Source organism: Paraburkholderia sp. SARCC-3016, assembly GCF_031119615.1.
Taxonomy (GTDB): Bacteria; Pseudomonadota; Gammaproteobacteria; order Burkholderiales; family Burkholderiaceae; genus Paraburkholderia.
In genome coordinates this window covers 59,711-83,234 of sequence record NZ_JAVHZD010000012.1, presented here as the reverse complement: position 1 = coordinate 83,234, position 23,524 = coordinate 59,711, and the positions used below count along the sequence as shown (strand labels likewise).

The following is a 23,524-nucleotide window of genomic DNA, read 5'->3' as shown; positions in this document are numbered from 1 at the left end:
CAACGATGAATGGGACTGGAGACGACTCGCCACACGAGCCGCGAGAAACCGACGGCGCACCCGATATGAACGATCACCAGGTACAGCTCGTCGTGGTGCTCGGCGAATTGTGGGGCGCGCGCAACGAGTCGCCGGGCAAGCCGTGGTCGCTCGCGAAGCTCAGCAAGCGTGCACAGTTGCCGATGAGTACGTTGCGGCGTTTGTTGACCGAGTTGACGGCGGCGGAGCTTGTCGACGTTGAAATGCGGCCTGATGGGACGGGGTCGGTTGCGTTGACGGAGCAAGGTGCACAGGTATGTGCCGATCTGTTTAGCGACTCGTGATGCTTGGACGTGCCGCTTGCCGCTTGCATCGCGCGCATTTCGCACGCTTGATCGCCTGCCCGCCGACGAGGGACATCCGCACCGTCGGATAACGCTTCTTCGCGCGTGCGCGCTTAGATGTCCTTTGCGGGTAGTACCACATGGCCGGTCTCCAGCAGCGACTTGAGATTCGACAGGATGCGCGGCCAGCCGCCCGATACCGCGCGAATAAAGTTCGAATCGTCTTTTTCGATCGAATGGGTGATCGTCAGTTTTGCTGCCTCGCCCGCCGTTTCGATTTCCATCACGCACAGCGAATAGCCTTCGGCCTTCAATTCCGGCCTGAATTCGTTGCGCCAGCGGATCGCGAGCCGTTTCGGCGGCGTGCTTTCGACGATCTCTCCCATATCGGCAACCCGCCCGTCAGGGAACACCATTCGCCACGATGAACCGGTTTGCCAGTCGGATTCGCAATGCATGCCGAACCAGTACTGCCGCATGAAATCGACGCTGGTCAGCGCCGACCAGAGCTTGTCCGCCGACGTGCGGATATACGTGACATAGACGAACGTGCTGCTTTCCATGTTAGGCCTCCAGAGTTCGCGTTGCACCGCGGTTGATGTGCGAGGCTGCGGCGCGCATGGTTGTGCCGCAGCGTGTCAGCCGGCGGGTTCGCCTTCGCCCGGCTGCTCGAGTTCCTGCTTCAGTTCCGATAGCGCCGCGAGACGCGGTCGCTCGAACTTGCCGATCCAGCGCTCGGCGATCTCGTTGATCGGCACAGGGTTCAGAAAGTGCAGCTTTTCGCGGCCCTGGCGGCGGGTCGATACGAGGTTCGCGTGTTCGAGCTGCGCGAGGTGCTTCGCGACGGCCTGGCGCGTCATGGCGAGCCCTTCGCAGAGCTGCACCAGCGTCTGGCCGTTGCGTTGATGAAGCCGGTCGAGCAGCAGGCGGCGGCTCGCGTCAGCAAGGGCACGAAAAACGGCGTCGTCGTCCATGTCGATAATATGCAACTGTTTGGTTGCGTGTCAAGGACGATTATAGTCCGTGAAACGGTGCTCAAACGCGCGCGGTTCATTGATTTCCGGTTTGCGGCATTGGGTCTTCGCAGACCGAGCGCCTGGTTGGGCCGATGATAGGCCTGAATGCACCGGTTACGGCTATCTGCGGCTTGCCAGTTTCTTGCACGAAACCGGCCTGTGCGAATGCGCGACGTACCGGGCGAAACGCCGGTGCAGCGAGGCAACGGCGCTAGTGCGCAACCAGCGTACGAGTTCCGTGCCGACCTACCGGTAGTGTTCGCCGAGGCATGTTTTGCAGGCAGATGCGAGTGCCATAATCGCGTGACGCCGCCATGCGGGCATTTGCAGGTGACCACCATGTCTTTCGAAGCGATCTTGCGCGGTACGCCTGTGTGGGTCTGGGTTCTGCTGGTGTTTCTGCTGTCGCGCGGCATCAAGGCGTTCAAAGGCGGGACGGCGCCGCTCGGCAAGCTCGCGATCGTGCCGGTGGTATTCGCGGTCTGGGGCATCGCGCATCTGGCCACCGAGCGCGCAGCCGGCTGGCAGGCCGCGGTCGCGTGGATCCTCGGTGCGGTGGCCGGACTGCTCGTCGGCGCGTTTGTCGCGCGCAAGACGAGCTTCACGGTCGACCGCGTGCAGAAGACGGTTACTCTGCCGGGCTCCGCAGTGCCGCTCATTCTGATTCTCGTGACGTTTGCGTCGAAATTCTGGCTCGGCGTCGAACTCGCCATATCGGCACCGGTGCCGGTCGATTCGGGCTACGTGGTGCTCGACGGACTGATCTCGGGAATCGTTGCGGGGATTTTCGCCGGTCGGTTTCTTTGTTTATTGCATGCGGTTTCGCGCGCGTGAGGCGGTGCCGGCTAACGACAGCCTATAGGCGTTTCATTTTCAGATCTCTGCCTGTGCGTCTGCGCTGATGCGAGGCTGCCGTTTCCCTCACGCCCAGTGCGCCGGAATCCATACACGCCCGACCCAGTGGCCCGGGACCCACACCGCGGGCCGCGGTTTCGGCGCCACATACACAACCGGCGCCGGCGCAACGTAGACAACAGCCTTCGGCGGGGGCGGCGGCACGTAGATGGCCGGCGCCGGGGCAACCACCACAGCCGGCGGCGGGGGCGGCGTCACCACCACGGCTGGCGGCGGGGGCGGTACGTAGACCGCCGGCGGTGGAACATACAGAGCAGGCGGCGGCGCAACGACCACCGGCGCGGCACCGATTGCGACCGTCGTGACCGAGCCGCTCGTGGTAACCGTCGTACCATGCGTGCCCGTAACGGTGCCCGTCGTGACCACAGCGCCCGTCGATACGCGCGTAGCGCTGCCCGAATGATAGACCGTGCCGCCGTCGTTACCGGTTACCGTGCCCGAGCGGTAGCACGAATTGCCCGCGCAATTCGTCGATGCCGAGTGGCTGACCGTGTTGCCGTTCGATCCGGTCACCGTGCCCGACGACGAATACTGTCCCGGCGCGGTGCGCGTCACGCTGCCCGAGGTCGTCGCGGTGTTGCCGTTGGAGCCGGTCATCGAGCCCGTATGCGAACATGTGCCGCCCGCGCAGTTCGTGGTGCCCGAATGGTTGACCGTGTTGCCCCACGGGCCGACAGCGGTGCCCGAGTTCGAGAATTGGCCCGGCGCGTTGCGCGTGACCGTGCCGCTGTTCGTACCGAGGCCGCCCCACGGACCGACCACGCCACCCGCGTGCGAGCAGCTGCCGCCGCCACAAGACGTATAGCGGCCGCCGCTGTACGCACCGTGCGATGTGTAGGCCGTGCCGCCGTGAGCCCAGCCGGCCCATGCCGACGCGCTGCCGAGCGCCAGGACGGCCGCCGCGGCTGTCACGGCCAGGTGGCGCACCATCTTGCGCAAGCGCGAAGCCGGTGCGGGGGAAACCGGCATCACGCTGCCGGCGGGAGCGACGTACGTTTCGATGTTCACGGCAGGTCCTTCAGGGTTCGGTTCGGGCCACTTCGTGCTGCGCTGCGTGGCGACGGAACGAACTATAGGAGGACCCGTTTGCGAAGTCTGTTAGAAAACTATGTCGAGCCATTTCACGGCGGCAAAGCCATGGCTGGCGCTGCTTAGGCGAGATCGTCCGATCAATTGCACTCGTCGGACGCGCCGCATGCTGCGTGGTCGTCCGCATTCGGGCGGCGCGCTTTCAGGCGTGTATCGACGCGCGAATCAATGCGCAAACCGGATGTCGAGCGAACGCAGATAGGTCTGCAGACCGGCATCCTGGATCGGAATCACATAGCCGTTTTCACCGGATTCGTTGAAGTGCGCATGCCAGTATCCGGGCGGCGTGACGAACGCCATGCCGGGTTCCCAGTCGACGCGCTCCGGTTTCACGATCTCGCCGCGTTCGTCGAGTTCGGTGCCGACGAGCGTGTAGCAGCCCGGTTTGCAATCGGAGATGAAGTCGAGCGCAATCGATTGGTGGCGATGCGGCTTTTGCATCGTATCTGGCGCGATGACGCCGAACATCGCCCACAGGGAATGCGTGACCGTGCGCGTTTGCGGAAAGCGCGCATTGCCGAGCAGAATGCTTACGCGATTGCGTTGGCTCGCGCCCGGCGCGTTGGACACTTTGCGCAGTTCTTCTTCGGCGCGCTCGGCAGGGTACAACGTCGGCGTGAAGCGCGCGCTGCTTGCACTCGCACCGAGATAGGTGAGCAAAGGTGCGTCGTTCACGGAATAAAGACGCGTGGTCGATTCCGCCTCGATCTGCACCTGCGCGCCGCCCGGCATCGTGAAGAAATCGCCTTTCGCAAACGCGAAGCGCGTATTGCCTTGCGATGCGATGCCCGAACCGTCGATCGCATAGAACAGCAGCGAGGTCGCGTTGGGCGCGAACGCGACACGCTCACCGGCGACGATGCGCACGAAATGCGCGGCCAGCCCTGGTCCGGTCGCGGGGCCCGGGCAACCGAGTTCCGCGGAAAGATCGAGCGGCACGGTGCGCGTCGGTCCGCTGTCATGCAGCGATGCATGAAACGTTCGATACGGCACGCGCGAAATCAGCTTCGCCCCGATCGGGTTGGCCGAAGACGTGTACTCGAAATATTGCGCGTCTGCGGTGATCGCGTTGCTGACTGCGTCGTTCAATCTCAATGTCGAATCGTCGGTCTTGTCCAGCATGATTTTCTCCGTAAAGTGATGGCGGGTCGCCTTGCACACATGCGATGCTGCTGCGTGCCAAAACCATGACGTCACTTTAGGACGGGTACGCTCGCGGCAGAACGGCCCCATCGGCGAATCTGCTTTGCAGAAATGGGATAGCCAACTGCAACGCGCGCCGTTATGTTCCAATGCATGGTTCCAGCCACTCATGGACCGATATGGACTATTTCGCGGCGGTGCGCGCCTTCCTTCATGCGGCGGAACTCGGCAGCTTCAGCAAGGCGGCCGCTCAGATGGAGATCAAGACTTCGACAGTGTCGCGCCATATCAACGAACTCGAGGCAGATCTCGGCATTGCGCTTTTCAACCGCTCGACGCGCGGGCTCGTGTTGACCGAAGGCGGGCAGGTGTTTCGCACGCATGCGTTGACCGCGGTAGAAAGCCTCGACGAAGCGAGACAGTTGGCGTCGTCGTTGAACGCGTCGCCGAAGAGCGTGCTGCGCGTGACGATGCCCGCGTCATTTGGCCGGCGGCATGTCGTTCCGCATTTGCCCGAATTCCTCACGCGGTATCCGCATATCGATGTCGATGCGGTCGTAACCGATGAACCATTGAATATCATCGAAGCGCGTATCGATCTCGCGATTCGCATCGGCGCATTGCCCGATTCTCAACTCGTTGCGCGGCGGCTGGCCGAGCATCGGCGCATTGTTTGCGCGAGCCCCGCTTATACGAAGCAGCATGGCATGCCGGCCTCGCCTGATGACCTCGCCGCGCACATCGCATTGCGCTTTGCGCTAGCGCTCGACGACAAATGGATACTCGTGAGGCGCGGCGATGCAACGGCCCCAGCGCGTGCCTCGACGCAACGGTCTACACTGCAAGACTCACGCAAGACCACGCGGCAAAAGCCGCGCGAGCATGCACGGCAGCACGAAGCGATGGTGCAGCTGCAAGGCCGCGTCCGCGCGAACGATACCGACGCGCTGCTCGAACTTGCGATCGCCGGTTGCGGCATCGCGCTGCTGCCGGCGTGGAGCGTGGGCGACGCATTGCGGCAAGGACAGCTGGTGCAGCTATTGCCGGACTGGGAGGCACAGACCACACGCACGGCGCCGGCAGTCTGGGCCGTCTATCCGCCCAAGAAGACGGTCTCGTCGAAAGTGCGCGCGTTTCTCGACTTCTATGCGGCGCTGTTCGCTGACGATACATACTGGCAAGTCTGATTGCCCAAGGCTGGCATACGTTGCACACGCGCCGCCCATGTGCCTACTTGCCGATATGCTGGATAACCTCGAAGCCTTCGAACTCCGGGTGTCCCAGATAGAGAGGCCGGTTATTTCCCGCGCTGCGGTGCGCGGCGCGAAACGCTTCGGATTGCGTCCATGCTTCGAACGCTTGCTGACTTGCCCACACCGTGTGGCTCGCGTACAGCACGTGGTCTTCCTTTTGCGGACCCCTCAGCAAGTGGAATTCGACAAAGCCGGGCACTTGCTGCAAGTGCGTATCGCGGCTTTTCCAGACCTGCTCGAATTCGTCCTCGGATCCGGGGACGACCTTGAAGCGATTCATCGCGATATACATGGGTATCGATCCTCTGGAGGGCATCGAACTTCGAAGCCAAAGTCCAATTATAGAGCGGCTATTGTGCGTCTTCAGTGAAGGGCATAGGCTGTCCCCTGTCGCACCGCGCGGCGCCCGGTGCCGTGCCTGAGCACGATTCGCAATCGGGCGGGAGCGATCCTTGCTGCGCGACAGATTCATCGTGCAACGGTTTCAGCACACGAGGAAAAGAAAATGACGATCGAATTTACTGGCCGCCGCCATGTCGTGGCGGCATCGCGCGTCGCATTCGAAGCGAAGGTCAGCGGTAAGGAAGTCTGGTGCAGCGTTTCAATGGATGCGTTGAACGATCATTTCGGCAATACGGGGACGTCCTCCCACGAGTTGATTCAGTCTTTCGAAGCGAATCGGCCGCGCATCGAAGCGGCCGCGCAACGCGTGCTCGAGCGCAACGGCGGCCAGTCGGTCGAACTGGAAACGCGCGATCTCGATTAGCGGGCGCCGCGCGCGCCGCGCCGACCGCTCCTGCGCCCTTTCGAGAACAAACGCGCCCGGGGTAAGTCCGATCACAGATGCATGCAGAGGCGGCAGGCCGCGGCGCGTTCCGTGTGTGGTCCGCGCTGCGGCGCTGTTGCGCGCTTTGAGGCAGACCTGGCCGCTTCGACAGTAGAATCGTCCTGACGAGCAGAACTGACGGGGAGCAGTTCTCGCCGAATGCCCGCTGCCGCGGCAGGATGGGCAAGACGTTGTGCGCAGGAATTTCATCGTAACCGGCAGCAGAGGACGGTTGCTGCACTTGGCGTGCCCTTCGGTCGCGAGGAGTTTGCATGAAAGTACTTGCGGTTCACCCCAGTGGCTTGATGTACACCCGCGTGTTCCTGCGCCTGGAACCCTTGGGCCTTGAAACCGTAGCGGCTGTAATCCGCGAAGCGGGCCACGACGTTCGCCTGATCGATCTGCAGGTCGAGACGCATCGTGATCTGCATCGCTGGATACGCGACTGGCGGCCGGATGTAGTTTGTTTCTCCGGCAACTATCTCGCCAATATTCCCGAGATTATCGACCTCTCCAAAGCGATCAAGCAGACGTTGCCGGGCTGCTTCGTGTTTGTCGGCGGCCATAGCGTGTCATTTACGGCAAACGATTTGCTGCGCCATGCCGACGGCGCGATCGATTGCATCCTGAAGGGCGAGGGCGAAGCGTCGGTCGTGTTGCTGCTCGAGACGGTGCAGCAACGCGGCAACCTGCTCAGTGTGCCCGGCGTCGTGACGCGCGAAGGTTCGGGACCGCCGCCGGGCTTCGTCGAGTCGCTCGATCATATTCGCCCTGCACGCGACCTGCTCAGGCATCGGCGCAAATACTTTATCGGCGTGCTCGACCCTTGTGCGTCGATCGAATTCGCACGCGGATGCCCGTGGGATTGCACGTTCTGCAGCGCGTGGACGTTTTATGGGCGAACCTATCGTTCGCGCAGCCCCGAAGTGATTGCCGACGAACTCGAATCGATTCGCGAGCCTGGCGTTTTTATCGTCGACGATGTCGCATTCGTGCATGCGGATCACGGCATGGAGATCGCGCGTGCGATCGAGCGCCGCAATATCCGCAAGCAGTACTACCTCGAAACGCGCGGCGATGTCCTGCTGCGTAACAAGCATGTGTTCGAGTATTGGCGCAAGCTTGGATTGCAATACATGTTCATCGGCATGGAAGCGATCGATTCGGCCGGGCTCGAAGCGTTCCGCAAGCGGATCGATATCGACAAGAACTTCGAAGCGCTCGAGTTTGCACGCTCGCTCGGCATCACGGTTGCAATCAATCTGATCGCGGATCCCGATTGGGATCACGACCGCTTCGAAGCAGTGCGTCAGTGGTGCCTCGAAATTCCGGAGATCGTGAACATCAGTGTCAACACGCCTTATCCGGGCACCGAAATCTGGCTGCGCGAGCGGCGGCGTCTCACGAGCCTCGACTATCGTCTGTACGACATCCAGCATGCGGTGCTGCCGACGCGTTTGCCATTGCCTGAGTTCTACAGGGAGTTGGTCAACACGCAACAGGTGCTCAACCGCAAACACCTGGGCTGGGCCGCGCTGCGCGGTGCCGTATCCGAGGCAGCCGGACTGCTGATGCGCGGGCAGACGAATTTCGTGCGCATGCTGTGGCGTTTCAATTCCGTGTTCGATCCGCGTCTGCAACTGGCCGATCATGCGCGCGAGGTGCGCTATGAGATGACGCCGCCGCCCGACGCCGCAGGTGCCGAAGCGCCCGCGAGTGCGAAGACGCTTTATATCCACGGTCCTGTCGGCCGCAAGGGCCGCAAGATCGACGACGCGACCGAGCGCTTCGTCGATCAGACACGTATGGGTACGGGCTGAAGCGCGGCTTCGCGGTGCCGTAGATTGCGCTATTACAGTGTCGGGAAGGGCCGCCATGCAGACGCGTGGCGGCCCTTCGTCGATCTGCGCCTCGTATCGGATCGACTGACGCCTAGTGCTTGTCGCCTGCCGTGAGCATCGGGTTTGCGTCCTCAGGCGGCGCGCCGTCCGCAGTGTCCGTTTCATTCAATGAGTAACCGTGCTTCTGTGCCGTGGACAACGTCAGCGTGCTGATGCCGCGCTGCGATACCGGCGCGCCGACGCCCGGCTCGTAGTAAGGCGAAGGTCCGTAGCCGCTCGCGAACGCGGGCGCGGCGAGCGCGCACAGTGCGCATGCGCCGGCGAGCGAGCGGGCGATCGAGATGAGAGGGTTGCGAGTCATGATAGTGCTCCTGAAGAATCGAACGGTCGAAGGTCGGAGTGCTGCGCTGCCTGATATCGATCAACCCTCCGAAACGTGAAAAAACGTACGTGTTGATCGTTCAACTTCAAAACACGGATGACCGTTTCCGCGTGCATCGTTTGTGTCCGATGCATGCTGTTGCAGCTGTACGTGGGAGTAGTATCTTGACAAATGCCTTACCGATGAATGATCTGGCGTCCAGAGTTTTTGCGCGAAACGCCGGAACCCGGAGTCAACGCGTTTTCCAGGTTCGCTGAATATGGATGCGGTGTCCGATGTGCTGCGTTTCGTGCGTCTGTCCGGCGCGCTCTATCTGAACGGTGAATTCACCGCGCCATGGTGCGTGAGCGGTGAACCGGACGCCGCACTGTGCGCCAGTTTTCTGCCGCGCGCGGAACGTGTGGTGTCCTATCATCTGATCACCGAAGGGCACTGCTGGGCACAACTGCCCGGCGACGCGAGTTCGGCGCTGCGTGTCGAAGCAGGCGAACTGCTCGTGGTGCCGCAAGGCGAGGCGCACCTGATGGGCAGCGCGCTCGATCTCGCGCCAGTGGCCGCGGCGCCGTTGCTGACAAGCCAGCTACAGAGTTCTCCGGGTGAAGTCTTGCGGCTCGCACACGGCGGTGGCGGTGAGCGAACGCATCTTCTATGCGGCTTTCTCGCGTGTGACGAAACGCTGAATAACCCCGTGTTGTCCGCGCTGCCACGGATCTTCAAGATCGACATGCGCAACGATCCGCGTTCGGCGTGGCTCGAAGCGTCGCTCGAATTCGCCGCAGCCGAGGCCGCGCAATGGCGTGCGGGCAGCGCGACCGTACTCGCACGGCTTTCGGAGCTGCTGTTTGTGGAGGCCGTGCGCCGCTGCATCGACGCGCTCCCCGACGATCGGAAAGGCTGGCTGGCAGGCGTGCGCGATCGCTTTGTCGGCCGTGCACTCGCAAGCCTGCATGCGCAACCGGCCTATGGATGGACCGTCGACGAGCTGGCGCGCAAGGTCGGCTTGTCGCGTTCCGCATTGGCGCAACGCTTTTCCGATCTGCTCGGGCAACCGCCGATGCAATATCTGGCGAGCTGGCGTCTCAGAATGGCCGCACATGAACTCGCGTCCGGCAGCAAGACGCTCGCCGCGGTTGCGGAGCTGGTCGGCTACGAGTCCGAAGCGGCGTTCAACCGTGCGTTCAAGCGCGAGTTCGGCATGCCACCCGCGGGTTGGCGCAAGAGCCGCATGAAAATGGATGGCTTCGACCACACCTTGTAACGGCCACGGCACGCATACGCGTTTTTTCATGCATCTCGCGCAAAAAAAATGCGCTGCCCGCATCAATCGGCGAGCAGCGCAAAGGGGACCACGGCACGGTCCCTGGGAGACTGTACGATTCAAGCCGAGCCGCTGTTGCCGACTCAACCCGCGTTGATTCGCCGCATCCGTTCCTCTCGATCTATTCGATCACAGAGGTCGCAATGCGTGTTGCGATGTAATGGCCGGTAATGCGATGCAGCTATGCATTGCCGCATCGCTCCGGCACCTGTATCGGCATGTTCGGTCTACCTGTGATGCTTGCATGGGTTATCCACCCATGAGTAAACCTCGACGACCGGGCGTTTATTCCATGGACACGTCTTCATCGATCGTCGACGATGTATCGCGATGCGTGACGCGTATCCTTGAGCCGGGATTAACCGATACATGATCGACTTCATACTTACATATGATTTACGCTAAAAGCCCCTGCAGATAGATTGAATTCGCAGTTTCGAGTGGGCGCGACATCGTGCGCGCCTTGTCAATTTGCGTGAAGGACGTCCAGCTTGCATAACGCTTCCATCGTTTCGATCGTCGAGGACGACGAGTCGGTCAGGCTTGCAACCGCCAGCCTGATTCGCTCGTTGGGTTGGTGCGTGAAACTCTACGCATCGGCCGAGGCGTTTCTTGGCTCGCCCGAATTCGAACAGACCGCTTGCCTGGTCTGCGATATCCAGATGCCGGGGATGACTGGGCTCGAGTTGCAAGCCGAGCTCGTCGCGAACGGAAACCGCGTCCCTATCATTTTCGTCACCGCGTTTCCGTCCGACGCAGCAAGGCGCCGCGCAAGCGAGAACGGCGCGTACTTCTTTCTTCACAAGCCCGTCGACGCCGCGGAGTTTACGCGCTGCCTGCAATCGATTCTTGGCTCCGAACAGACTCAATGAGCGTCGCCACCGATGCATATCGCTCCGCGCCCGTGCGGATTTGAAATTGCGCCCCGAAAGTTAGCTTCAGGTTTCTTCTTTTTTGGCTAAGTTTGAAGCGACGGGTGCGCTTGCCTCGACTCGTCGATTTGCTTTGGCAAGGAGGGAGTAATGAGAAAGCTTCTGTTGCTCACGACGTCAGTAGCCGCGCTCGCGCTGACCGGCGTTTTCACGAGCGCATCTGCCCAGTCGACCAACGCGCAGCCGTCCAGCGCGCAACCTTCGAGCGCTGGAATGGCATCGTCTCCGGGCACGTCCGGCGAGGGCCCCGGCATGCCGGGAGGGACAGCGAGCGGCAAATACAGGTCCGGCTCGCCGTGGCATGGCGCCGGCGCACACAACAATAATTGCGTCGGGCCGATCAGCTTTTGCAATGTCTACTTCGGCGGAGGTTGAGGCGACCGTGTCGGAGGCCGCGTTTGCCGCGCGCGTACAACGTACGCGCGCCTGCGCGGTGCTGCGGCGCGCAAAGTAACGTCATTGCGGGGTTTGCTGACGCTGATACTCGTCGTGCTTCATCTCGAGGTAATCGACTTTGTTCACCTCATGCAACTGGCGCGGATACTGTTCCGTCGCATCGAACCAGCGGTTCAGCCGGTCGTCGAGACGCTGGTCGGCCGGCAAGGAAAGCGATGCCAGATAGGCGTCGATCGCAAGGTAGTAGCGCATCGTATTGCGCTCGACGAGACCGCGCACGCCGCCGATATAGTCGCCGCTATCGGCCGATTTCGAAAAGCCCACCTTGTCGCTGCCGATCGTTGCCAGATAGGTTTTCATCGCGAATCGACCCGCGGTGCCGTAGCCGTACGAATAGGTCAGGTGAATGAACGTATGCGTGGCGTCGATCGCCATTGCCTCGAGCACGATGTGATAGTCCTTCGTGCTCATCGGGCCCTGGTCCGCGCTTAGATCGACCCTGAAGTAGTCGGAGCGTGTGACGTCAGGGCGATAGTCGAACGTCACGCGAAATGTCGACGACAGTTTCTCTTCCACTTTCTTGCCGAGATTTACGTCGAGCGTGCTGCCTTTGGCACCCGTGGTCGCATGGCAATACTTGATGTTCAGATGCAGGATCAGCACGTCGCACCAGTTCGCCGGTCCCTTCTCCGGATTGTTCAATGCGCCGTTGACGGTGGCGAACGGATAGTCGAGAACTGCATAGATGTCGCCTTTCAGCGAATCGTGCGCTTCGGTCGAATCGAGATATAGCGGGCGATGGAACGCATTGCTGGCAAGCTGAGCCGAGAGGCTCTGGTATTTGTCGCGCAGCGCGGCCTCGTTGCCGGCGCCGAACGACGGCGCGAATGGAACGAGGCACGCAAGCATGAGCGCAGCCAGCGCGGTAAGCGCTCGCAGCATGTCGAGCGCGCGAGAGAACGCAACGCGTGCAATAGTCCGTTGGGCAAATGAGTCCATTTGCTCGAGCCTCCCCCAAAGGTTGTTCGTGATGTCGTTACGCGGCCTGCCGCGGCATGCGGCTATGTGCAATGCACCAGAGCAAAGCATACGCCACCCACTGCCGTCATATGGAGGACATCGGTAGATGCGAGGCGGGAACTATCGAAACCTTGTCTGAATGTCGCCGCTTTGTTCTGGTGCATGCAACCCGAAATGATCAGGACTCGGAATATTCACATATAGCCGGGCGTTCTGATGTTGTTGCCGCGTTGCACGCTGCGTTCCTGTGAACGGCATTCGTTGCGCGCGGGCGTGCCGGGCTCGGATCGGGCTCGGACAGATCAGAAAGGAGGCAGAATGCAACACTTGGCGCAGCACGTCCATGCGAGCGTGCGACTTCCGAAAATCACCTATCACTTCGCAGTCGAGCCGGGCAAGGTGTTCTACTGGGATTGCTCGCCGGGCTCCGAAATCCGCACGCTCGGCGAACGCGTGTGGCTAACCCGCGCCGACTGCGATTACGACTACTGGCTAGAACCCGGGGGCGTACTCCGCTTGCCCAGACATGAACGCATCAGCATGAGCACCGACGCCGATTGCGCCGCGGAAATTTCGGTGACGTGCGACTATTTCGAGTCGCCGCATGCGATGCGCTGCTGGTTCGATCGGGTCGTGTCCGTATTTCGCGGCAGCCGACCCGGGCCGATATTGCGTCATATGTGATTGCGCCGCTGTAACAGCTGTCGCTGCCGCGGCACGATTGCGCGGCTTCGCGGCTTTCTGCCATCCGTGGCGGACGGGCACCGCATCAATGTCAAAGATGTTTATAGAAATAGGTCGTCGAGCAGAATTCGCCGTCTGGCATCAGCGCGTACTTTGGCACGTCGCCGACACGCTGCCAGCCCGACTGTTCGTATAACCGCGACGCGGGCGATCCGGTGACGGTGTCGAGCACCAGCACGGTTTTGCCTTCTTCGCGCGCGACGGTGTCGACCGCTGCCATCAGGCGTCGCGCAATACCTTGTCTGCGCACCGCGCGGGAGACGAGCATCTTCGCGACGTCCGCGCGATGCGGCTGATTGTCGGGCTGCGCGAGGACCATCTGGACGGTGCCGACGATGTGTCCGGCATCGTCTTCGGCGACAAGCAACGCACGCTCGCCGCGCACGACGCCCGCCGCGACATCGCGCCAGAACTCAAGCGCCCGCTCGCGCGGCAGCGGCAGCATGAAGCTGACCGACGCGCCGCCTTCCACGCAATCGACGAGTATGCCGGCCAGCGCTTCCACGAGGCGGGCCGCTTCGCTGGCGCCGACGCGGCGCACCGTGATCTGTCCGTTTCTGTCGCTCATGCTGTTGTCCGTTGCTGTTGTTGTCGGTGGATAGCGGGTGGTGTCAGTGTATCGTCTTCGCACGCGCTAGCCGGCACGCATCGACCGTGCGTTTCGGATAGGTCTTGTGCGAATTGAAAGAGGACGGCGGCGATGCAAGCCCATCATGCCGTACCTGGTCGGCTCGCGCTGCGATCTGTCACGCAGACGTAGCAACGCATTGATAGCATTGACCGTTTCGATGCCGCCCAAGGTTGCCGGTGCAACGGCCGGAGTTGGGTGGCCGGGGTGCCGGCCACGGGCGATACGCCGTTGGCAGAACTTGCAGTGCGATTGGCATGGATCGATGCATCGATTCGGTTGAATGAAGGCCGTGTGCGAACGACACTTATTGCGTAGTCCAGACAAGGTGCGCCGCCCGCTTCAGAAGGCGATCGGCAGCCAGTGACCTTCAATTTTGGAGAACGCTATGAGCAAGATCATCGCCGGCATCAAGATCCCCGACAGCAAACTGGCGCGGGAAGCAACCGAACTGGTGCGCGACACCGAATCGGACCTGCTGTTTCACCACTCGACGCGCGTCTTTCTGTTCGGTGCGCTGACCGGGGAACGCAGGCAGCTCAAATACGACCCCGAGTTGCTTTATATCGGCGGCATGTTCCACGACATGGGTCTCACGCAGCGATACGGCAATTCGCAGAACCGTTTCGAAGTCGACAGCGCGAATGCGGCCGCCGATTTCCTGCGTCAGCACGGCATCGCCGAAACGGATGTCGAGCTGGTCTGGGATGCAATTGCGCTGCACACGACGCCTGGCATCCCGCCGTTCAAGAAGCCGGTTGTGCAACTGGTGACGGCCGGCGTCGAAATGGACGTGCTCGGTTTTGCCTATAACGAGTTCACCGAGGAGCAACGCCGCCAGGTAGTGGCTGCGCATCCGCGTGCGGCGAACTTCAAGGAACAGATTATCGATGCGTTCAACGAAGGCATGAAGCATCGCCCGGATTCGACATTCGGCACCGTCAACGACGATGTGCTTGCATTGAAGGATCCGAAATTCAAGCGTTTGAATTTTTGCAGCATCATTCTGGGTAATGCATGGGTTGACGATGCGCATGGCTGTGCGCATTGCGACGATCCATCGCATCAGCACGGTTGAGAAAAGCGCCGGTCAATCGCGCCGGCGCTCGAACTGTTGTTGGACCAATTGGCTTTGATCGACCATTTGAAAGGAAACCCCATGAGCAAGCTCACCACGGCATTCGGCGCTCCCGTCGTCGACAATCAGAACACGCAAACTGCGGGCCCGCGCGGCCCGGCGTTGCTGCAGGACGTCTGGCTGATCGAGAAGCTCGCGCACTTCGCGCGCGAAGTGATTCCGGAGCGACGCATGCATGCGAAGGGGGCGGGCGCTCATGGCACCTTCACGGTGACGCACGACATTACGAAGTACACGCGCGCGAAAATCTTCTCGCAGATCGGCAAGAAGACGCCGATGTTCGCGCGCTTCTCTACCGTGGCCGGCGAACGCGGTGCGGCCGACGCCGAACGCGATATTCGCGGCTTCGCGCTGAAGTTCTATACGGAAGAAGGCAACTGGGACATGGTCGGCAACAACACGCCGGTGTTCTTCTTCCGCGATCCGCTGAAGTTCCCCGATCTGAATCACGCCATCAAGCGCGACCCGCGTACCGGCCTGCGCAGCGCGCAGAACCAGTGGGACTTCTGGACGCAGCTGCCCGAGGCGTTGCACCAGGTGACGATCGTCATGAGCGATCGCGGCATTCCGAAGAGCTTCCGTCATATGCACGGCTTCGGCAGCCATACGTACAGCTTTATCAATGCGCAGAACGAGCGATTCTGGGTGAAGTTCCACTTCCGCACGCAGCAGGGCATCGAGAATCTCACCGATGAAGAAGCGGCGGCAGTCTGTGCAACCGATCGCGAGAGCAACCAGCGCGACCTGTACGAAAGCATCGAACGCGGCGATTTCCCGCGCTGGACGCTTTATGTGCAGATCATGCCGGAAAAGGAGGCGGGCTCGTATCGCTACCACCCGTTCGACCTGACCAAGGTCTGGTCGAAGAAGGACTACCCGCTGATCGAAGTCGGCGTGGTGGAACTGAACCGCAATCCGGACAACTTCTTCGCGGAAACGGAGCAGGCCGGCTTCGCGCCGTCGAGTGTCGTGCCCGGCATCAGCTTCTCGCCGGACAAGATGCTGCAAGGGCGTCTGTTCTCGTACGCCGATGCGCAGCGCTATCGCCTCGGCTCGAACTACTTCCAGATTCCGGTCAACGCGCCGCAAAGCCCGGTGCACAGCTATCACCGCGACGGCCAGATGCGCGTGGACGGCAACCTCGGCGGCACGGCTTCCTATGAGCCGAATACGGTCAACGAATGGCAGGAACAGCCGGACTTCCGCGAGCCGCCGCTGTCGATCGAAGGCGCGGCCGATCATTGGAATCACCGCGTCGACGACGACTACTTCTCTCAGCCCGGCGATCTGTTCCGTCTGATGTCGGCGGCGCAACAGCAGGTGCTGTTCGACAATACGGCGCGTGCATTGCAAGGCACGACGAAAGCGGTGCAGGACCTGCATGTCGGGCATTGCACGAAGGCTGACCCGGCTTATGGCGCGGGCGTGGCGAAGGCGCTGGCGGCGATCGCGCAGAGCAAAAACGTACGTTGAGCCACGCCGCGGCTTACTTCATCCAGTAGGGGGTGTTGAACCCGCTATCGCGATCGCGCGTTAGCGGGGTTTTTTTATTGCACGTCGTTCGCATGGCCGCGCTGCACGGCCGCAGTCGAAGCAGGACGGCCGGAATCAGCCATGCGGATTCGCTTCTTTTTGCGGCGCGGCGAGCGGCCGCTTGCTGGCGCCCGGCCAGAAACCGATGTAACGGAACCGCTCGCGCTTGTGCTCTTCTTCGAAGTGGCCGAGCGACGGCTTGATCAGGTCGCTGCGCGACACGATGCCGATCAGACGCATCGATTTACGATCGGCGACCACCGGCAACCGCTCGAGCCCGTGCACGGCGAGCCGCGTCGCGATCAGGCGGCAGGTTTCGTGCGGCATCGCGACAGCCGGCGTGTCCTGCATCAGGTCGCCGACGCGCATGTCGAGCGCGTCCGGCAACCTGTCGGCCGCTGCCGGGCCGCCCGTTCCGTCTATGACGGCGGCGGCCGCCGCCATGCTCGTCTGCGCCGATTCGCGAATGCGTTCGAGCGTTGCGCGGTCGAGTATGCCGAGCACCGCTTCGTTGCGAATCACCGGGTACGCGCGCCGTTTCTGGTTCGCGCCGAAGTACGTGGCGAGTGCATCGCGCACGGTGACGTTCGCGTCGATCGCTTCGACGGTGCGCGACATTACTTCGTCGACATAGTGACGCTCGAGCGGATCGACGCCGTACTCGCGGTAAATGTGATAACCGCGCCGCGCGATCTTTTCGGTCATGATCGAGCGTTTCATGACGACGGTGGCGAAGCCGTGCGCGACGAGCGTGGCGGCGAGCAGCGGCAGCAGCGCATTCGCGTCGTGCGTAAGGCCGAACGCAAAAACGATGGCCGTGAGCGGCGCGCCGAGCGTCGCACCGAGCGTGGCCGCCATGCAGACGAGCGGCCAGAGCGCCGGTTCGCCGCCGGGCAGCACGTGACCGAGCACCGTGCCAAGGCCCGCGCCAAGCATCAGAAGCGGGGCGAGCACGCCGCCCGATGTGCCCGAGCCAAGCGCAACGACCCAGATCGCCGCCTTCGCGACGAGCAGCGCGATGGCGATCTGCAGCGCAATATGCTGATGAAGCAGATCGCCGATCACGTCGTAGCCGACGCCCAGCGCGCGCGGCTCGACAAAGCCGCCGATACCGACCACGAGCCCGCCTAGTGCCGGCCACCACATCCAGTGCAGCGGCAGACGCCCGAACAGGTCTTCGACCTTGTAGAGCGCCGAAGAAAGTCCCGACGCCAGCGCGCCCGACAGCAGCCCCGCAATCGCGCAGGACACGAGCGACAGCGCGCCTGGCTCCGCGGTTTGCAGCGGGAAAAGCGGCGCCGTGCCGAAGAATACGGCGCGGCCGAAGCCGGCCACCGCGCATGCGAGCGCGACCGGCAGGAAGCTGCGCGGGCGCCATTCGAACAGCAGCAGTTCGACGGCGAGCAGCACGGCCGCGACCGGCGTGCCGAACACTGCGGTCATGCCGGCGGCCGCGCCTGCGACGAGCAGCGTCTTACGTTCGGCCGAGGAGACCTTGAAGCATTGCGCGAGCAGCGAGCCCAACGCGCCGCCCGTCATGATGATCGGGCCTTCCGCGCCGAACGGTCCGCCGCTGCCGATCACGATGCCCGACGACAGCGGCTTCAGAATGGCGACCTTCGGCGACATGCGGCTCTTGCCGAACAGGATCGCCTCGATGGCCTCGGGAATGCCGTGACCGCGAATTTTCTCCGAGCCGTAGCGTGCCATCAGTCCGACGATCAGGCTACCGACGACCGGGATCAACACGACCCATGCGCCGAGCGTGTTTAGCGCCGGCGAATGGTCCGCGAACGAAAAGCGGCCGTAGAAGAACAGGTTTGTGAACAGATGGATCAGGCTTAGCAGCACGAAGGCGGCGAGCGTGGCGAGCGCGCCGATCACGACGGCAAGCGCGGAGATGCCGGGAAGACGGGCGTTGCGGGAAAAATCGCGCTTGTGGGCGTCGTGATTCATGATGTTTATAGATCGATTTGCGGAATGGTGAAGGCGCCCTTGAGCGATTTCAGTTCGGCGCGATGCAGTTCGGCGAGGCGCGAAAGCACACGCTCGCCCGCCTTCAGAAGGTGAACTTCCACTTGCCGGCGATCGGTTTCGCTGACGCGCCGCTCGACGAGCCCCAACGCTTCACAGCGCGACACCAGTGCGACCGCGCCGTGATGCTGCGCTTGCAGCCGCTCGGCGAGTTCGCCGATCGTCGCCCATTCGCGGTCCGGATAGCCTTTGATATGCAGCAGCAACAGATATTGCAGCGGCGTGATGCCTTCGCCTTGTGCGGCCTGCTCGGAGAATCGTTCGAAACGCCGCATCTGATAGCGGAATTCCGATAGCTGCTCGAAGTCGGCCTTGACCAACTCGCGTGTGAGGGTCTTCATATGAAGGGTCGCGGGAAGAAATGCGGTGGGGAAACGCCAAATATATCACGCGATGATATAAATCACGCTAACCGGTATGCCGGTGCACGCGTCCGGCGGTAGAGGCCGGAAATCAGATCGGCCTGCGTGATGATGCCGGCAAGCCGGCGATGCGCATCGAGCACCGGAATGTGATGGTGCCCGTGCGTGGCGAAGATCGGCACCAGTTCGACGATCGGCGTGTCGACGGTAACCGTATGCACCTGCGTGGTCATCAGCGACTGGACGATCGAGCGCCGCGCGGGCCGTGCGACGCCGAGGCTCGGGCGCGGGGTGAACCAGCGCCGCGACCACTTCTCGATGAAGCCCGGCCGCGCTTCGGCGGTGCCGCTCGCGAGGTTCGCGCGCGTGACGATGCCGATCACGCGCCGGTCTTCGGTAATCACCGGCAAGGCTTTGATGCCGTGCAGGTTCAGCAGATAAGACGCGGTGCCCGCTGTTGCCCCGGGCGCTACGGCGATGACCGGATTCGACATGATGTCGCGGCAGGTTAGCTCGCCGAAATTGCGTGCATACGCCTGCATCTCCGTTTCACGCAGCAGCGTTTCGAGGTCGTCGGGGTTCACGTCGAGCAGTTCGCTGCGACGGCGCAGCACGGCTTCGAGATCGGCGCGCAACGACGGCTGATGCGCGGACGCATCGGCCGTGGCGTCGCGCGAGACGAGCGCGACGTGCGGATAGCGATGCCCCGTAATCGCGTGGTAGATCAGCGCCGATCCGAGCAGGAATAGCGATTGCACGAATACCGGTTCAAGAATGAAGCGGAAACCGAGTGCGTGAATCGCGGGTCCGCCAAGCACCGCGGTCAATGCGACCGCGCCCGATGGCGGGTGGATGCAGCGCAACACGAACATCGCGGCGATCGCGCCGGCTGCCGCCAGTGCGGCGGCGATGAACGGATCCGGCACGAGCATCCCGCAGATGACCCCCACGGTTGCCGAGACGAGATTGCCGCCGATCAGCGACCACGGTTGCGCGAGCGGACTCGCCGGCACCGCGAACAGCAGCACGGCCGATGCGCCCATCGGCGCGATCAGCATTGGCATCGCGGCTTCCGGACCGAACGACACCTGCATCAGCGTCGCGGTGAGCGCGAGGCCAATAAAGGCTCCCGCGGACGAGCGGATCCGCTCCGGCCACTTGAGGAGGATAGGGCCGGGCACAAAGCTGGCCAGCCAGCGAATCACGTTGGTTCGGGACACGATGAGCGGGTACGGAGCAATGAATGGCGAGGGCGCTGGCGTCTCCCTCTTGTATTTACCGGCACCGACGATCGGGAAGACAGTCCCGGTGGCATTGCGGCGACGGCTATGGCAGTTTTACCAGCAGACGTAACAATATTTGAATGTGATATAAACGGACCAATTCCCTGGAAAAACCGGGTGATTGGAAAAGATACCTGTCAAGGCTGTGCAAGTGCGGAGCAAGCATGCCGTGCTCGCTGAAACGGCTCACACCGTGACATAAAATGAATGGAAGAGATACCGGATACGAGTCCGGAGAGCCGGGGCAGGAGCGCCTTCGCGGGAAGGCGCAAGCTCAGGGAAGGAGGCATCGTGATGATCACTTTTCGGTCCCGCGTCACGCCCGATGTGGTGATGCTCCGGGACCTCGCTCAATATCTGCTCGGCCTTGTCGGGAAACGGCTCGACACACGGGGTGTCATCCTGCGCGACGAGTTGCCGGGCGCGATCAACCGTCTCGAAGCGGCGATTTCGGACGACGACAAGGCGCAGGCCGCGCTCGAAGCGCTGCACTATACGCGCGATCGCAATGAGGACGCGGGCGGCGGACTCGCGAAGCGCGCCTGGCCGTTTCTCGACATGATGCGCGAGGCTTATCGGCAGAACGCCGATATCATCTGGGGGCTGTAGCGCCGACGCGGATACGCCGGCGCCCGAAGCGTCGGGCGGTATCGAGCGATATCAGGCACTTCGATTAAGCGCAGGATCCGAGCGCAGCTGTTCGATCGCGAGATCGAGAAACGCGCGCACCTTCTGCGTGGCGTGCCGGCCTTCGCGATGCACGACATGAATCGGCAGCGGCGGCGGCTCATATTGCTCGAGCAGCACTTGCAGCGTGCCGGCGCGCAGATGGCTCGCGATCTGATACGACAGTGGCCGCACGATGCCGAAGCCCTTGACGGCCGCGGCGATGGCCGCATCGTTCGTCGTGCTCGTCAAGCGCGGCTGAACCCGCAGCGTCTGGAGGCGGCGCTCGACCGTGAAGCGCCACTCCGACGACGCGTTCGATGCCGCGTTCGTTGAAATGATGGTGTGCGAGTTCAGATCGTCGGGCGTGCGCGGTGTGCCGCAGCGCTCGATATATTCCGGCGACGCGCAGACCACGCGTCGCACGGTGCCGACGCGAATTGCCTGCAGAGACGAGTTCGGCAGTTCGCCGATGCGCACGGCGACGTCGATGCCTTCGTCGACGAGATTGACGACGCGGTCGAGAAACCAGCAGTTCATTTCCACTTCTGCATAACGCGCGAGATACTCGACGACGATCGGCGTGACATACAAGGCGCCGAACAGCACAGGCGCGGTGATCGTCATTGCACCGCGCGGCGCCTCATGTTCGCCGCTTGCCGATTGTTCGGCTTCGTCGATTTCGCCGAGAATGCGCCGGCAGTCTTCGAAGTAGCTGGCGCCGGTCTCGGTTAGCCGGACGATGCGCGTGGTGCGTGTAAGCAGCCGCGCCCCGAGATGTTCCTCGAGTTCGGTGACGATGCGGCTGACTACCGACGGCGATACGTCGAGCTTGCGCGCGGCCGCCGAAAACCCGCCGGTTTCGGCAACCGTGACGAACGTGGTCATTGCCTGCAGTCGGTCCATGCTGTTGTCGTGGGCTCTAATTGACCGCGCTGTGTGCGCGGTCTGGCTTATTCCGCTCGTGGACGGATGGTCAGATTGATCGGCATCTTGCTCGGCTTCATGATGAAGTCGTTGATCTCCTCGATTTCCGATGCGTCGACGGCGAGTTTCGCCTCGAAGTTCGCGGCGAGCATCGACAGCGCGGCGCGCATTTCGACGCCGGCCAGATGCCGCCCCGGGCACACGCGCGGTCCTGCGCCAAATTGCAGATACGCACGCTGTTCGTGCGCCCCGCGTGCGGGGTCGCGGGCCTGCAGCCAGCGGTCCGGATCGAAGCGCTCGGGGTTCACGAAGTTCGCCGGATTGTGCATGGCCGGGCGATTCAGGAAGAACATGAAGGTGCCGACGGGCACGAGCACATCGCCCATCGTCACGTCTTCGAGCGGCTCGAACGAACTGAGCGCGGCGACCGGCTTGAAGCGGCCGGTTTCGGTGCAGACCGCTTCGAACACGTCGAGCTCTTTGAGCTTCGCATAGTCGGTGCAGACAGGCGCGCTGCCGAGCACTGCGCGCGCATCTTTCGCGAGGCGCGCCTGCAAGGGCTCGTCGGTCGCGATGAACATCGTCGACCACGCGAGCGAATTCGCGGTCGTGTCCTCGCCGGCAAGCAACATGGTCAGCACGTTCGCGGAGACCTGGTCGTCCGTGATGCCGGAATCGGGCATATCGCGCATCGCGAGCATCGCTTCGAGCAGATTGCGCGGCATCTCCGACGGATCGTCGCGCATGCGTTCGCGCGCACGCTCCATCATCCGGCGCACATAACGGTGAATTTCGATCAGCGCGCGATCGAGGCGCCTGTCGCGCGGCAGCTTCACATAATGCCAGTAGGGAAACGGCGCGCTCGTGCGCGACATCAGCGCCGGCATGATCAGCTTCAGATGCTCCTGAATGACATTGGTATCGCGCTCGAGCGTGCGGGGATCTTCGCCGAAGGCGAGCGCGCTCGTGACGTCGACGGAATAGCGCTTCATTTCCTCGACCATATCGACGGTGCGCTGCTCTTGCGCCGCGCGCATCCAGCGCGTGTACAGCCGGCCCGTGATGTCGGCGAGCGTCGGGTAAACCGCGCGAATATGCGGGATGGACAGCGCTTGCATGACGAGCCGGCGCTGCGGCTCCCATGCCGCGCCTTCCGCAGAAAAAAGGCCGTTCGCGCCGAACTCGGCGAGCACCGTTTCAACGGGCTTGAAACGGCGATAGCGATGCGGACGCTCGCGCGAGATGCCCTGCACGTGATCGGTATCGCCGAGCACGACAATCTGCTGCCCGGGCATGCGGAACGTGTAGGGCGTGCCCAGTTCGCGGCCCCAGCGTTCGAGATTCAGGTGAAATGTTCGTAGCGAAACCTGATGCATGTTGCCGATGATCGGCAAGCCTTTCGGCGATGGCAGGTCGGTCAGCTGCCGCAGCCGCGTGCCGTCGGTTCGGTTCGTATTGCCGCTTGCAGTCGTGCTCATGAAGGATCTCCGTTAGGGCGCAGTGCGCGCCCGCGCGCAAGCCGCTTTACGACTTGCTTGCCGCACGCGTGAATTGCTCCGATCAATGCCTGGGCGCCATTGTATGCGGTTCGCAAGTCTTTGCGCATCGGCGCGAAGCGGTGTGTCGCGCAGCGACAGCCATACCCTCAAGCATGCATCGTGTGCGCGGATCGAGGCAATCGGGCGGCGGCGCTGGCATATCGGGAACAGAACGTGCATGATCGATCCACGTGCGGATAACCGGCCGCAACTCGCC

25 protein-coding genes are annotated in these 23,524 nt (G+C 62.4%); 12 read left to right on the top strand and 13 right to left on the bottom strand.

The window, feature by feature from the left end:
- The first annotated feature begins 5 nt into the window (after positions 1-5).
- A complete protein-coding gene (locus tag QYH69_RS13960; RefSeq protein ID WP_308832455.1) occupies positions 6-323 on the top strand; it encodes an ArsR family transcriptional regulator in 318 nt (105 codons plus the stop codon).
- Positions 324-436: 113 nt separating this feature from the next.
- On the opposite strand, the gene QYH69_RS13955 is transcribed toward QYH69_RS13960, so the two are convergent.
- Both QYH69_RS13955 and QYH69_RS13950 read right to left on the bottom strand, forming a co-directional pair.
- Positions 437-886: an SRPBCC family protein gene (locus QYH69_RS13955; RefSeq protein ID WP_308832454.1), complete on the bottom strand. Its 450-nt coding sequence runs from the start codon at positions 884-886 to the stop codon at positions 437-439.
- Between the two features lie 75 nt (positions 887-961).
- Entirely contained in the window at positions 962-1,297 is a 336-nt protein-coding gene (locus tag QYH69_RS13950; RefSeq protein ID WP_308832453.1) for a metalloregulator ArsR/SmtB family transcription factor, read from the bottom strand.
- A 381-nt stretch (positions 1,298-1,678) separates the two neighbouring features.
- On the opposite strand from QYH69_RS13950, the gene QYH69_RS13945 reads away from it, so the two are divergent.
- Positions 1,679-2,173, top strand: a complete 495-nt coding sequence (locus tag QYH69_RS13945) for a DUF6622 family protein (RefSeq protein WP_308832452.1) — start codon at positions 1,679-1,681, stop codon at positions 2,171-2,173.
- A gap of 87 nt (positions 2,174-2,260) precedes the next feature.
- Here QYH69_RS13945 and QYH69_RS13940 read toward each other — a convergent pair whose 3' ends face one another.
- Positions 2,261-3,262: a hypothetical protein gene (locus tag QYH69_RS13940; protein WP_374992407.1), complete on the bottom strand. Its 1,002-nt coding sequence runs from the start codon at positions 3,260-3,262 to the stop codon at positions 2,261-2,263.
- A 246-nt stretch (positions 3,263-3,508) separates the two neighbouring features.
- Positions 3,509-4,465, bottom strand: a complete 957-nt coding sequence (locus QYH69_RS13935) for a cupin (protein ID WP_308832451.1) — start codon at positions 4,463-4,465, stop codon at positions 3,509-3,511.
- Positions 4,466-4,665: 200 nt separating this feature from the next.
- Here QYH69_RS13935 and QYH69_RS13930 point away from each other — a divergent pair, with 200 nt between their 5' ends.
- Complete coding sequence (locus tag QYH69_RS13930; RefSeq protein WP_308832450.1) at positions 4,666-5,673, top strand: LysR family transcriptional regulator; 1,008 nt, start codon at positions 4,666-4,668, stop codon at positions 5,671-5,673.
- 43 nt (positions 5,674-5,716) lie between these two features.
- Here the strand turns inward: QYH69_RS13930 and QYH69_RS13925 are convergent, their stop codons facing one another.
- Positions 5,717-6,031: an antibiotic biosynthesis monooxygenase gene (locus tag QYH69_RS13925; protein ID WP_308832449.1), complete on the bottom strand. Its 315-nt coding sequence runs from the start codon at positions 6,029-6,031 to the stop codon at positions 5,717-5,719.
- 213 nt (positions 6,032-6,244) lie between these two features.
- Here QYH69_RS13925 and QYH69_RS13920 point away from each other — a divergent pair, with 213 nt between their 5' ends.
- Both QYH69_RS13920 and hpnR read left to right on the top strand, forming a co-directional pair.
- Entirely contained in the window at positions 6,245-6,505 is a 261-nt protein-coding gene (locus QYH69_RS13920) for a DUF1488 domain-containing protein (RefSeq protein ID WP_075159795.1), read from the top strand.
- Positions 6,506-6,837: 332 nt separating this feature from the next.
- Entirely contained in the window at positions 6,838-8,385 is a 1,548-nt protein-coding gene (gene hpnR, locus QYH69_RS13915) for a hopanoid C-3 methylase HpnR (RefSeq protein WP_308832448.1), read from the top strand.
- A 112-nt stretch (positions 8,386-8,497) separates the two neighbouring features.
- Here hpnR and QYH69_RS13910 read toward each other — a convergent pair whose 3' ends face one another.
- Entirely contained in the window at positions 8,498-8,767 is a 270-nt protein-coding gene (locus tag QYH69_RS13910) for a hypothetical protein (protein ID WP_308832447.1), read from the bottom strand.
- Positions 8,768-9,047: 280 nt separating this feature from the next.
- Between QYH69_RS13910 and QYH69_RS13905 the strand changes: the two genes are divergently transcribed.
- The 3 genes from QYH69_RS13905 (at position 9,048) to QYH69_RS13895 (ending at position 11,413) form a co-directional block, all read left to right on the top strand.
- Positions 9,048-10,046 carry an AraC family transcriptional regulator gene (locus QYH69_RS13905; protein ID WP_308832446.1) on the top strand — a complete coding sequence of 333 codons (999 nt, stop codon included), beginning with the start codon at positions 9,048-9,050 and terminating at the stop codon, positions 10,044-10,046.
- 551 nt (positions 10,047-10,597) lie between these two features.
- A complete protein-coding gene (locus QYH69_RS13900; RefSeq protein WP_308832445.1) occupies positions 10,598-10,978 on the top strand; it encodes a response regulator in 381 nt (126 codons plus the stop codon).
- Positions 10,979-11,128: 150 nt separating this feature from the next.
- A complete protein-coding gene (locus tag QYH69_RS13895) occupies positions 11,129-11,413 on the top strand; it encodes a hypothetical protein (protein WP_308832444.1) in 285 nt (94 codons plus the stop codon).
- Between the two features lie 81 nt (positions 11,414-11,494).
- Here QYH69_RS13895 and QYH69_RS13890 read toward each other — a convergent pair whose 3' ends face one another.
- On the bottom strand, positions 11,495-12,343 hold the full coding sequence (locus QYH69_RS13890) for a hypothetical protein (protein WP_308832554.1): 849 nt from the start codon (positions 12,341-12,343) through the stop codon (positions 11,495-11,497).
- Positions 12,344-12,772: 429 nt separating this feature from the next.
- On the opposite strand from QYH69_RS13890, the gene QYH69_RS13885 reads away from it, so the two are divergent.
- Positions 12,773-13,138, top strand: coding sequence for a DUF2917 domain-containing protein (locus tag QYH69_RS13885; protein ID WP_308832443.1), 366 nt, complete (start codon positions 12,773-12,775; stop codon positions 13,136-13,138).
- 91 nt (positions 13,139-13,229) lie between these two features.
- On the opposite strand, the gene QYH69_RS13880 is transcribed toward QYH69_RS13885, so the two are convergent.
- Positions 13,230-13,766 carry a GNAT family N-acetyltransferase gene (locus QYH69_RS13880; RefSeq protein ID WP_308832442.1) on the bottom strand — a complete coding sequence of 179 codons (537 nt, stop codon included), beginning with the start codon at positions 13,764-13,766 and terminating at the stop codon, positions 13,230-13,232.
- Between the two features lie 448 nt (positions 13,767-14,214).
- Between QYH69_RS13880 and QYH69_RS13875 the strand changes: the two genes are divergently transcribed.
- Both QYH69_RS13875 and QYH69_RS13870 read left to right on the top strand, forming a co-directional pair.
- Positions 14,215-14,904, top strand: coding sequence for an HD domain-containing protein (locus QYH69_RS13875; RefSeq protein WP_308832441.1), 690 nt, complete (start codon positions 14,215-14,217; stop codon positions 14,902-14,904).
- A gap of 81 nt (positions 14,905-14,985) precedes the next feature.
- Positions 14,986-16,437 (top strand): catalase, encoded by a 1,452-nt coding sequence (locus QYH69_RS13870; RefSeq protein ID WP_308832440.1) that lies wholly within the window; start codon positions 14,986-14,988, stop codon positions 16,435-16,437.
- Positions 16,438-16,572: 135 nt separating this feature from the next.
- Here the strand turns inward: QYH69_RS13870 and QYH69_RS13865 are convergent, their stop codons facing one another.
- The 3 genes from QYH69_RS13865 to QYH69_RS13855 all read right to left on the bottom strand — a co-directional run bounded on the left by QYH69_RS13865 (position 16,573) and on the right by QYH69_RS13855 (position 20,095).
- Complete coding sequence (locus tag QYH69_RS13865; protein WP_308832439.1) at positions 16,573-18,453, bottom strand: chloride channel protein; 1,881 nt, start codon at positions 18,451-18,453, stop codon at positions 16,573-16,575.
- A gap of 5 nt (positions 18,454-18,458) precedes the next feature.
- Positions 18,459-18,872: a MarR family winged helix-turn-helix transcriptional regulator gene (locus QYH69_RS13860; RefSeq protein WP_075159804.1), complete on the bottom strand. Its 414-nt coding sequence runs from the start codon at positions 18,870-18,872 to the stop codon at positions 18,459-18,461.
- Between the two features lie 62 nt (positions 18,873-18,934).
- Positions 18,935-20,095, bottom strand: a complete 1,161-nt coding sequence (locus QYH69_RS13855; protein WP_308832553.1) for an HPP family protein — start codon at positions 20,093-20,095, stop codon at positions 18,935-18,937.
- A gap of 372 nt (positions 20,096-20,467) precedes the next feature.
- Between QYH69_RS13855 and QYH69_RS13850 the strand changes: the two genes are divergently transcribed.
- Positions 20,468-20,785 carry a DUF1840 domain-containing protein gene (locus QYH69_RS13850; RefSeq protein ID WP_308832438.1) on the top strand — a complete coding sequence of 106 codons (318 nt, stop codon included), beginning with the start codon at positions 20,468-20,470 and terminating at the stop codon, positions 20,783-20,785.
- A 51-nt stretch (positions 20,786-20,836) separates the two neighbouring features.
- Here the strand turns inward: QYH69_RS13850 and QYH69_RS13845 are convergent, their stop codons facing one another.
- Both QYH69_RS13845 and QYH69_RS13840 read right to left on the bottom strand, forming a co-directional pair.
- The gene (locus tag QYH69_RS13845) at positions 20,837-21,748 is read right to left on the bottom strand and encodes a LysR family transcriptional regulator (RefSeq protein WP_308832437.1); all 912 of its coding nucleotides are present in this window, start codon (positions 21,746-21,748) and stop codon (positions 20,837-20,839) included.
- A 47-nt stretch (positions 21,749-21,795) separates the two neighbouring features.
- Positions 21,796-23,247 carry a cytochrome P450 gene (locus tag QYH69_RS13840; protein ID WP_308832436.1) on the bottom strand — a complete coding sequence of 484 codons (1,452 nt, stop codon included), beginning with the start codon at positions 23,245-23,247 and terminating at the stop codon, positions 21,796-21,798.
- Positions 23,248-23,524: the final 277 nt, after the last annotated feature.

Coding starts and splice junctions, on each gene's coding strand:
- QYH69_RS13930 (WP_308832450.1), top strand. CDS start 4,666: ATGGACTATTTCGCGGCGGTGCGCGCCTTCCTTCATGCGGCGGAACTC.
- QYH69_RS13920 (WP_075159795.1), top strand. CDS start 6,245: ATGACGATCGAATTTACTGGCCGCCGCCATGTCGTGGCGGCATCGCGC.
- QYH69_RS13935 (WP_308832451.1), bottom strand. CDS start 4,465: ATGCTGGACAAGACCGACGATTCGACATTGAGATTGAACGACGCAGTC.
- QYH69_RS13890 (WP_308832554.1), bottom strand. CDS start 12,343: ATGCTTGCGTGCCTCGTTCCATTCGCGCCGTCGTTCGGCGCCGGCAAC.
- QYH69_RS13870 (WP_308832440.1), top strand. CDS start 14,986: ATGAGCAAGCTCACCACGGCATTCGGCGCTCCCGTCGTCGACAATCAG.
- QYH69_RS13925 (WP_308832449.1), bottom strand. CDS start 6,031: ATGTATATCGCGATGAATCGCTTCAAGGTCGTCCCCGGATCCGAGGAC.
- QYH69_RS13895 (WP_308832444.1), top strand. CDS start 11,129: ATGAGAAAGCTTCTGTTGCTCACGACGTCAGTAGCCGCGCTCGCGCTG.
- QYH69_RS13880 (WP_308832442.1), bottom strand. CDS start 13,766: ATGAGCGACAGAAACGGACAGATCACGGTGCGCCGCGTCGGCGCCAGC.
- QYH69_RS13950 (WP_308832453.1), bottom strand. CDS start 1,297: ATGGACGACGACGCCGTTTTTCGTGCCCTTGCTGACGCGAGCCGCCGC.
- QYH69_RS13865 (WP_308832439.1), bottom strand. CDS start 18,453: ATGAATCACGACGCCCACAAGCGCGATTTTTCCCGCAACGCCCGTCTT.
- QYH69_RS13840 (WP_308832436.1), bottom strand. CDS start 23,247: ATGAGCACGACTGCAAGCGGCAATACGAACCGAACCGACGGCACGCGG.
- QYH69_RS13885 (WP_308832443.1), top strand. CDS start 12,773: ATGCAACACTTGGCGCAGCACGTCCATGCGAGCGTGCGACTTCCGAAA.
- QYH69_RS13960 (WP_308832455.1), top strand. CDS start 6: ATGAATGGGACTGGAGACGACTCGCCACACGAGCCGCGAGAAACCGAC.
- QYH69_RS13860 (WP_075159804.1), bottom strand. CDS start 18,872: ATGAAGACCCTCACACGCGAGTTGGTCAAGGCCGACTTCGAGCAGCTA.
- hpnR (WP_308832448.1), top strand. CDS start 6,838: ATGAAAGTACTTGCGGTTCACCCCAGTGGCTTGATGTACACCCGCGTG.
- QYH69_RS13875 (WP_308832441.1), top strand. CDS start 14,215: ATGAGCAAGATCATCGCCGGCATCAAGATCCCCGACAGCAAACTGGCG.
- QYH69_RS13905 (WP_308832446.1), top strand. CDS start 9,048: ATGGATGCGGTGTCCGATGTGCTGCGTTTCGTGCGTCTGTCCGGCGCG.
- QYH69_RS13910 (WP_308832447.1), bottom strand. CDS start 8,767: ATGACTCGCAACCCTCTCATCTCGATCGCCCGCTCGCTCGCCGGCGCA.
- QYH69_RS13945 (WP_308832452.1), top strand. CDS start 1,679: ATGTCTTTCGAAGCGATCTTGCGCGGTACGCCTGTGTGGGTCTGGGTT.
- QYH69_RS13955 (WP_308832454.1), bottom strand. CDS start 886: ATGGAAAGCAGCACGTTCGTCTATGTCACGTATATCCGCACGTCGGCG.
- QYH69_RS13845 (WP_308832437.1), bottom strand. CDS start 21,748: ATGGACCGACTGCAGGCAATGACCACGTTCGTCACGGTTGCCGAAACC.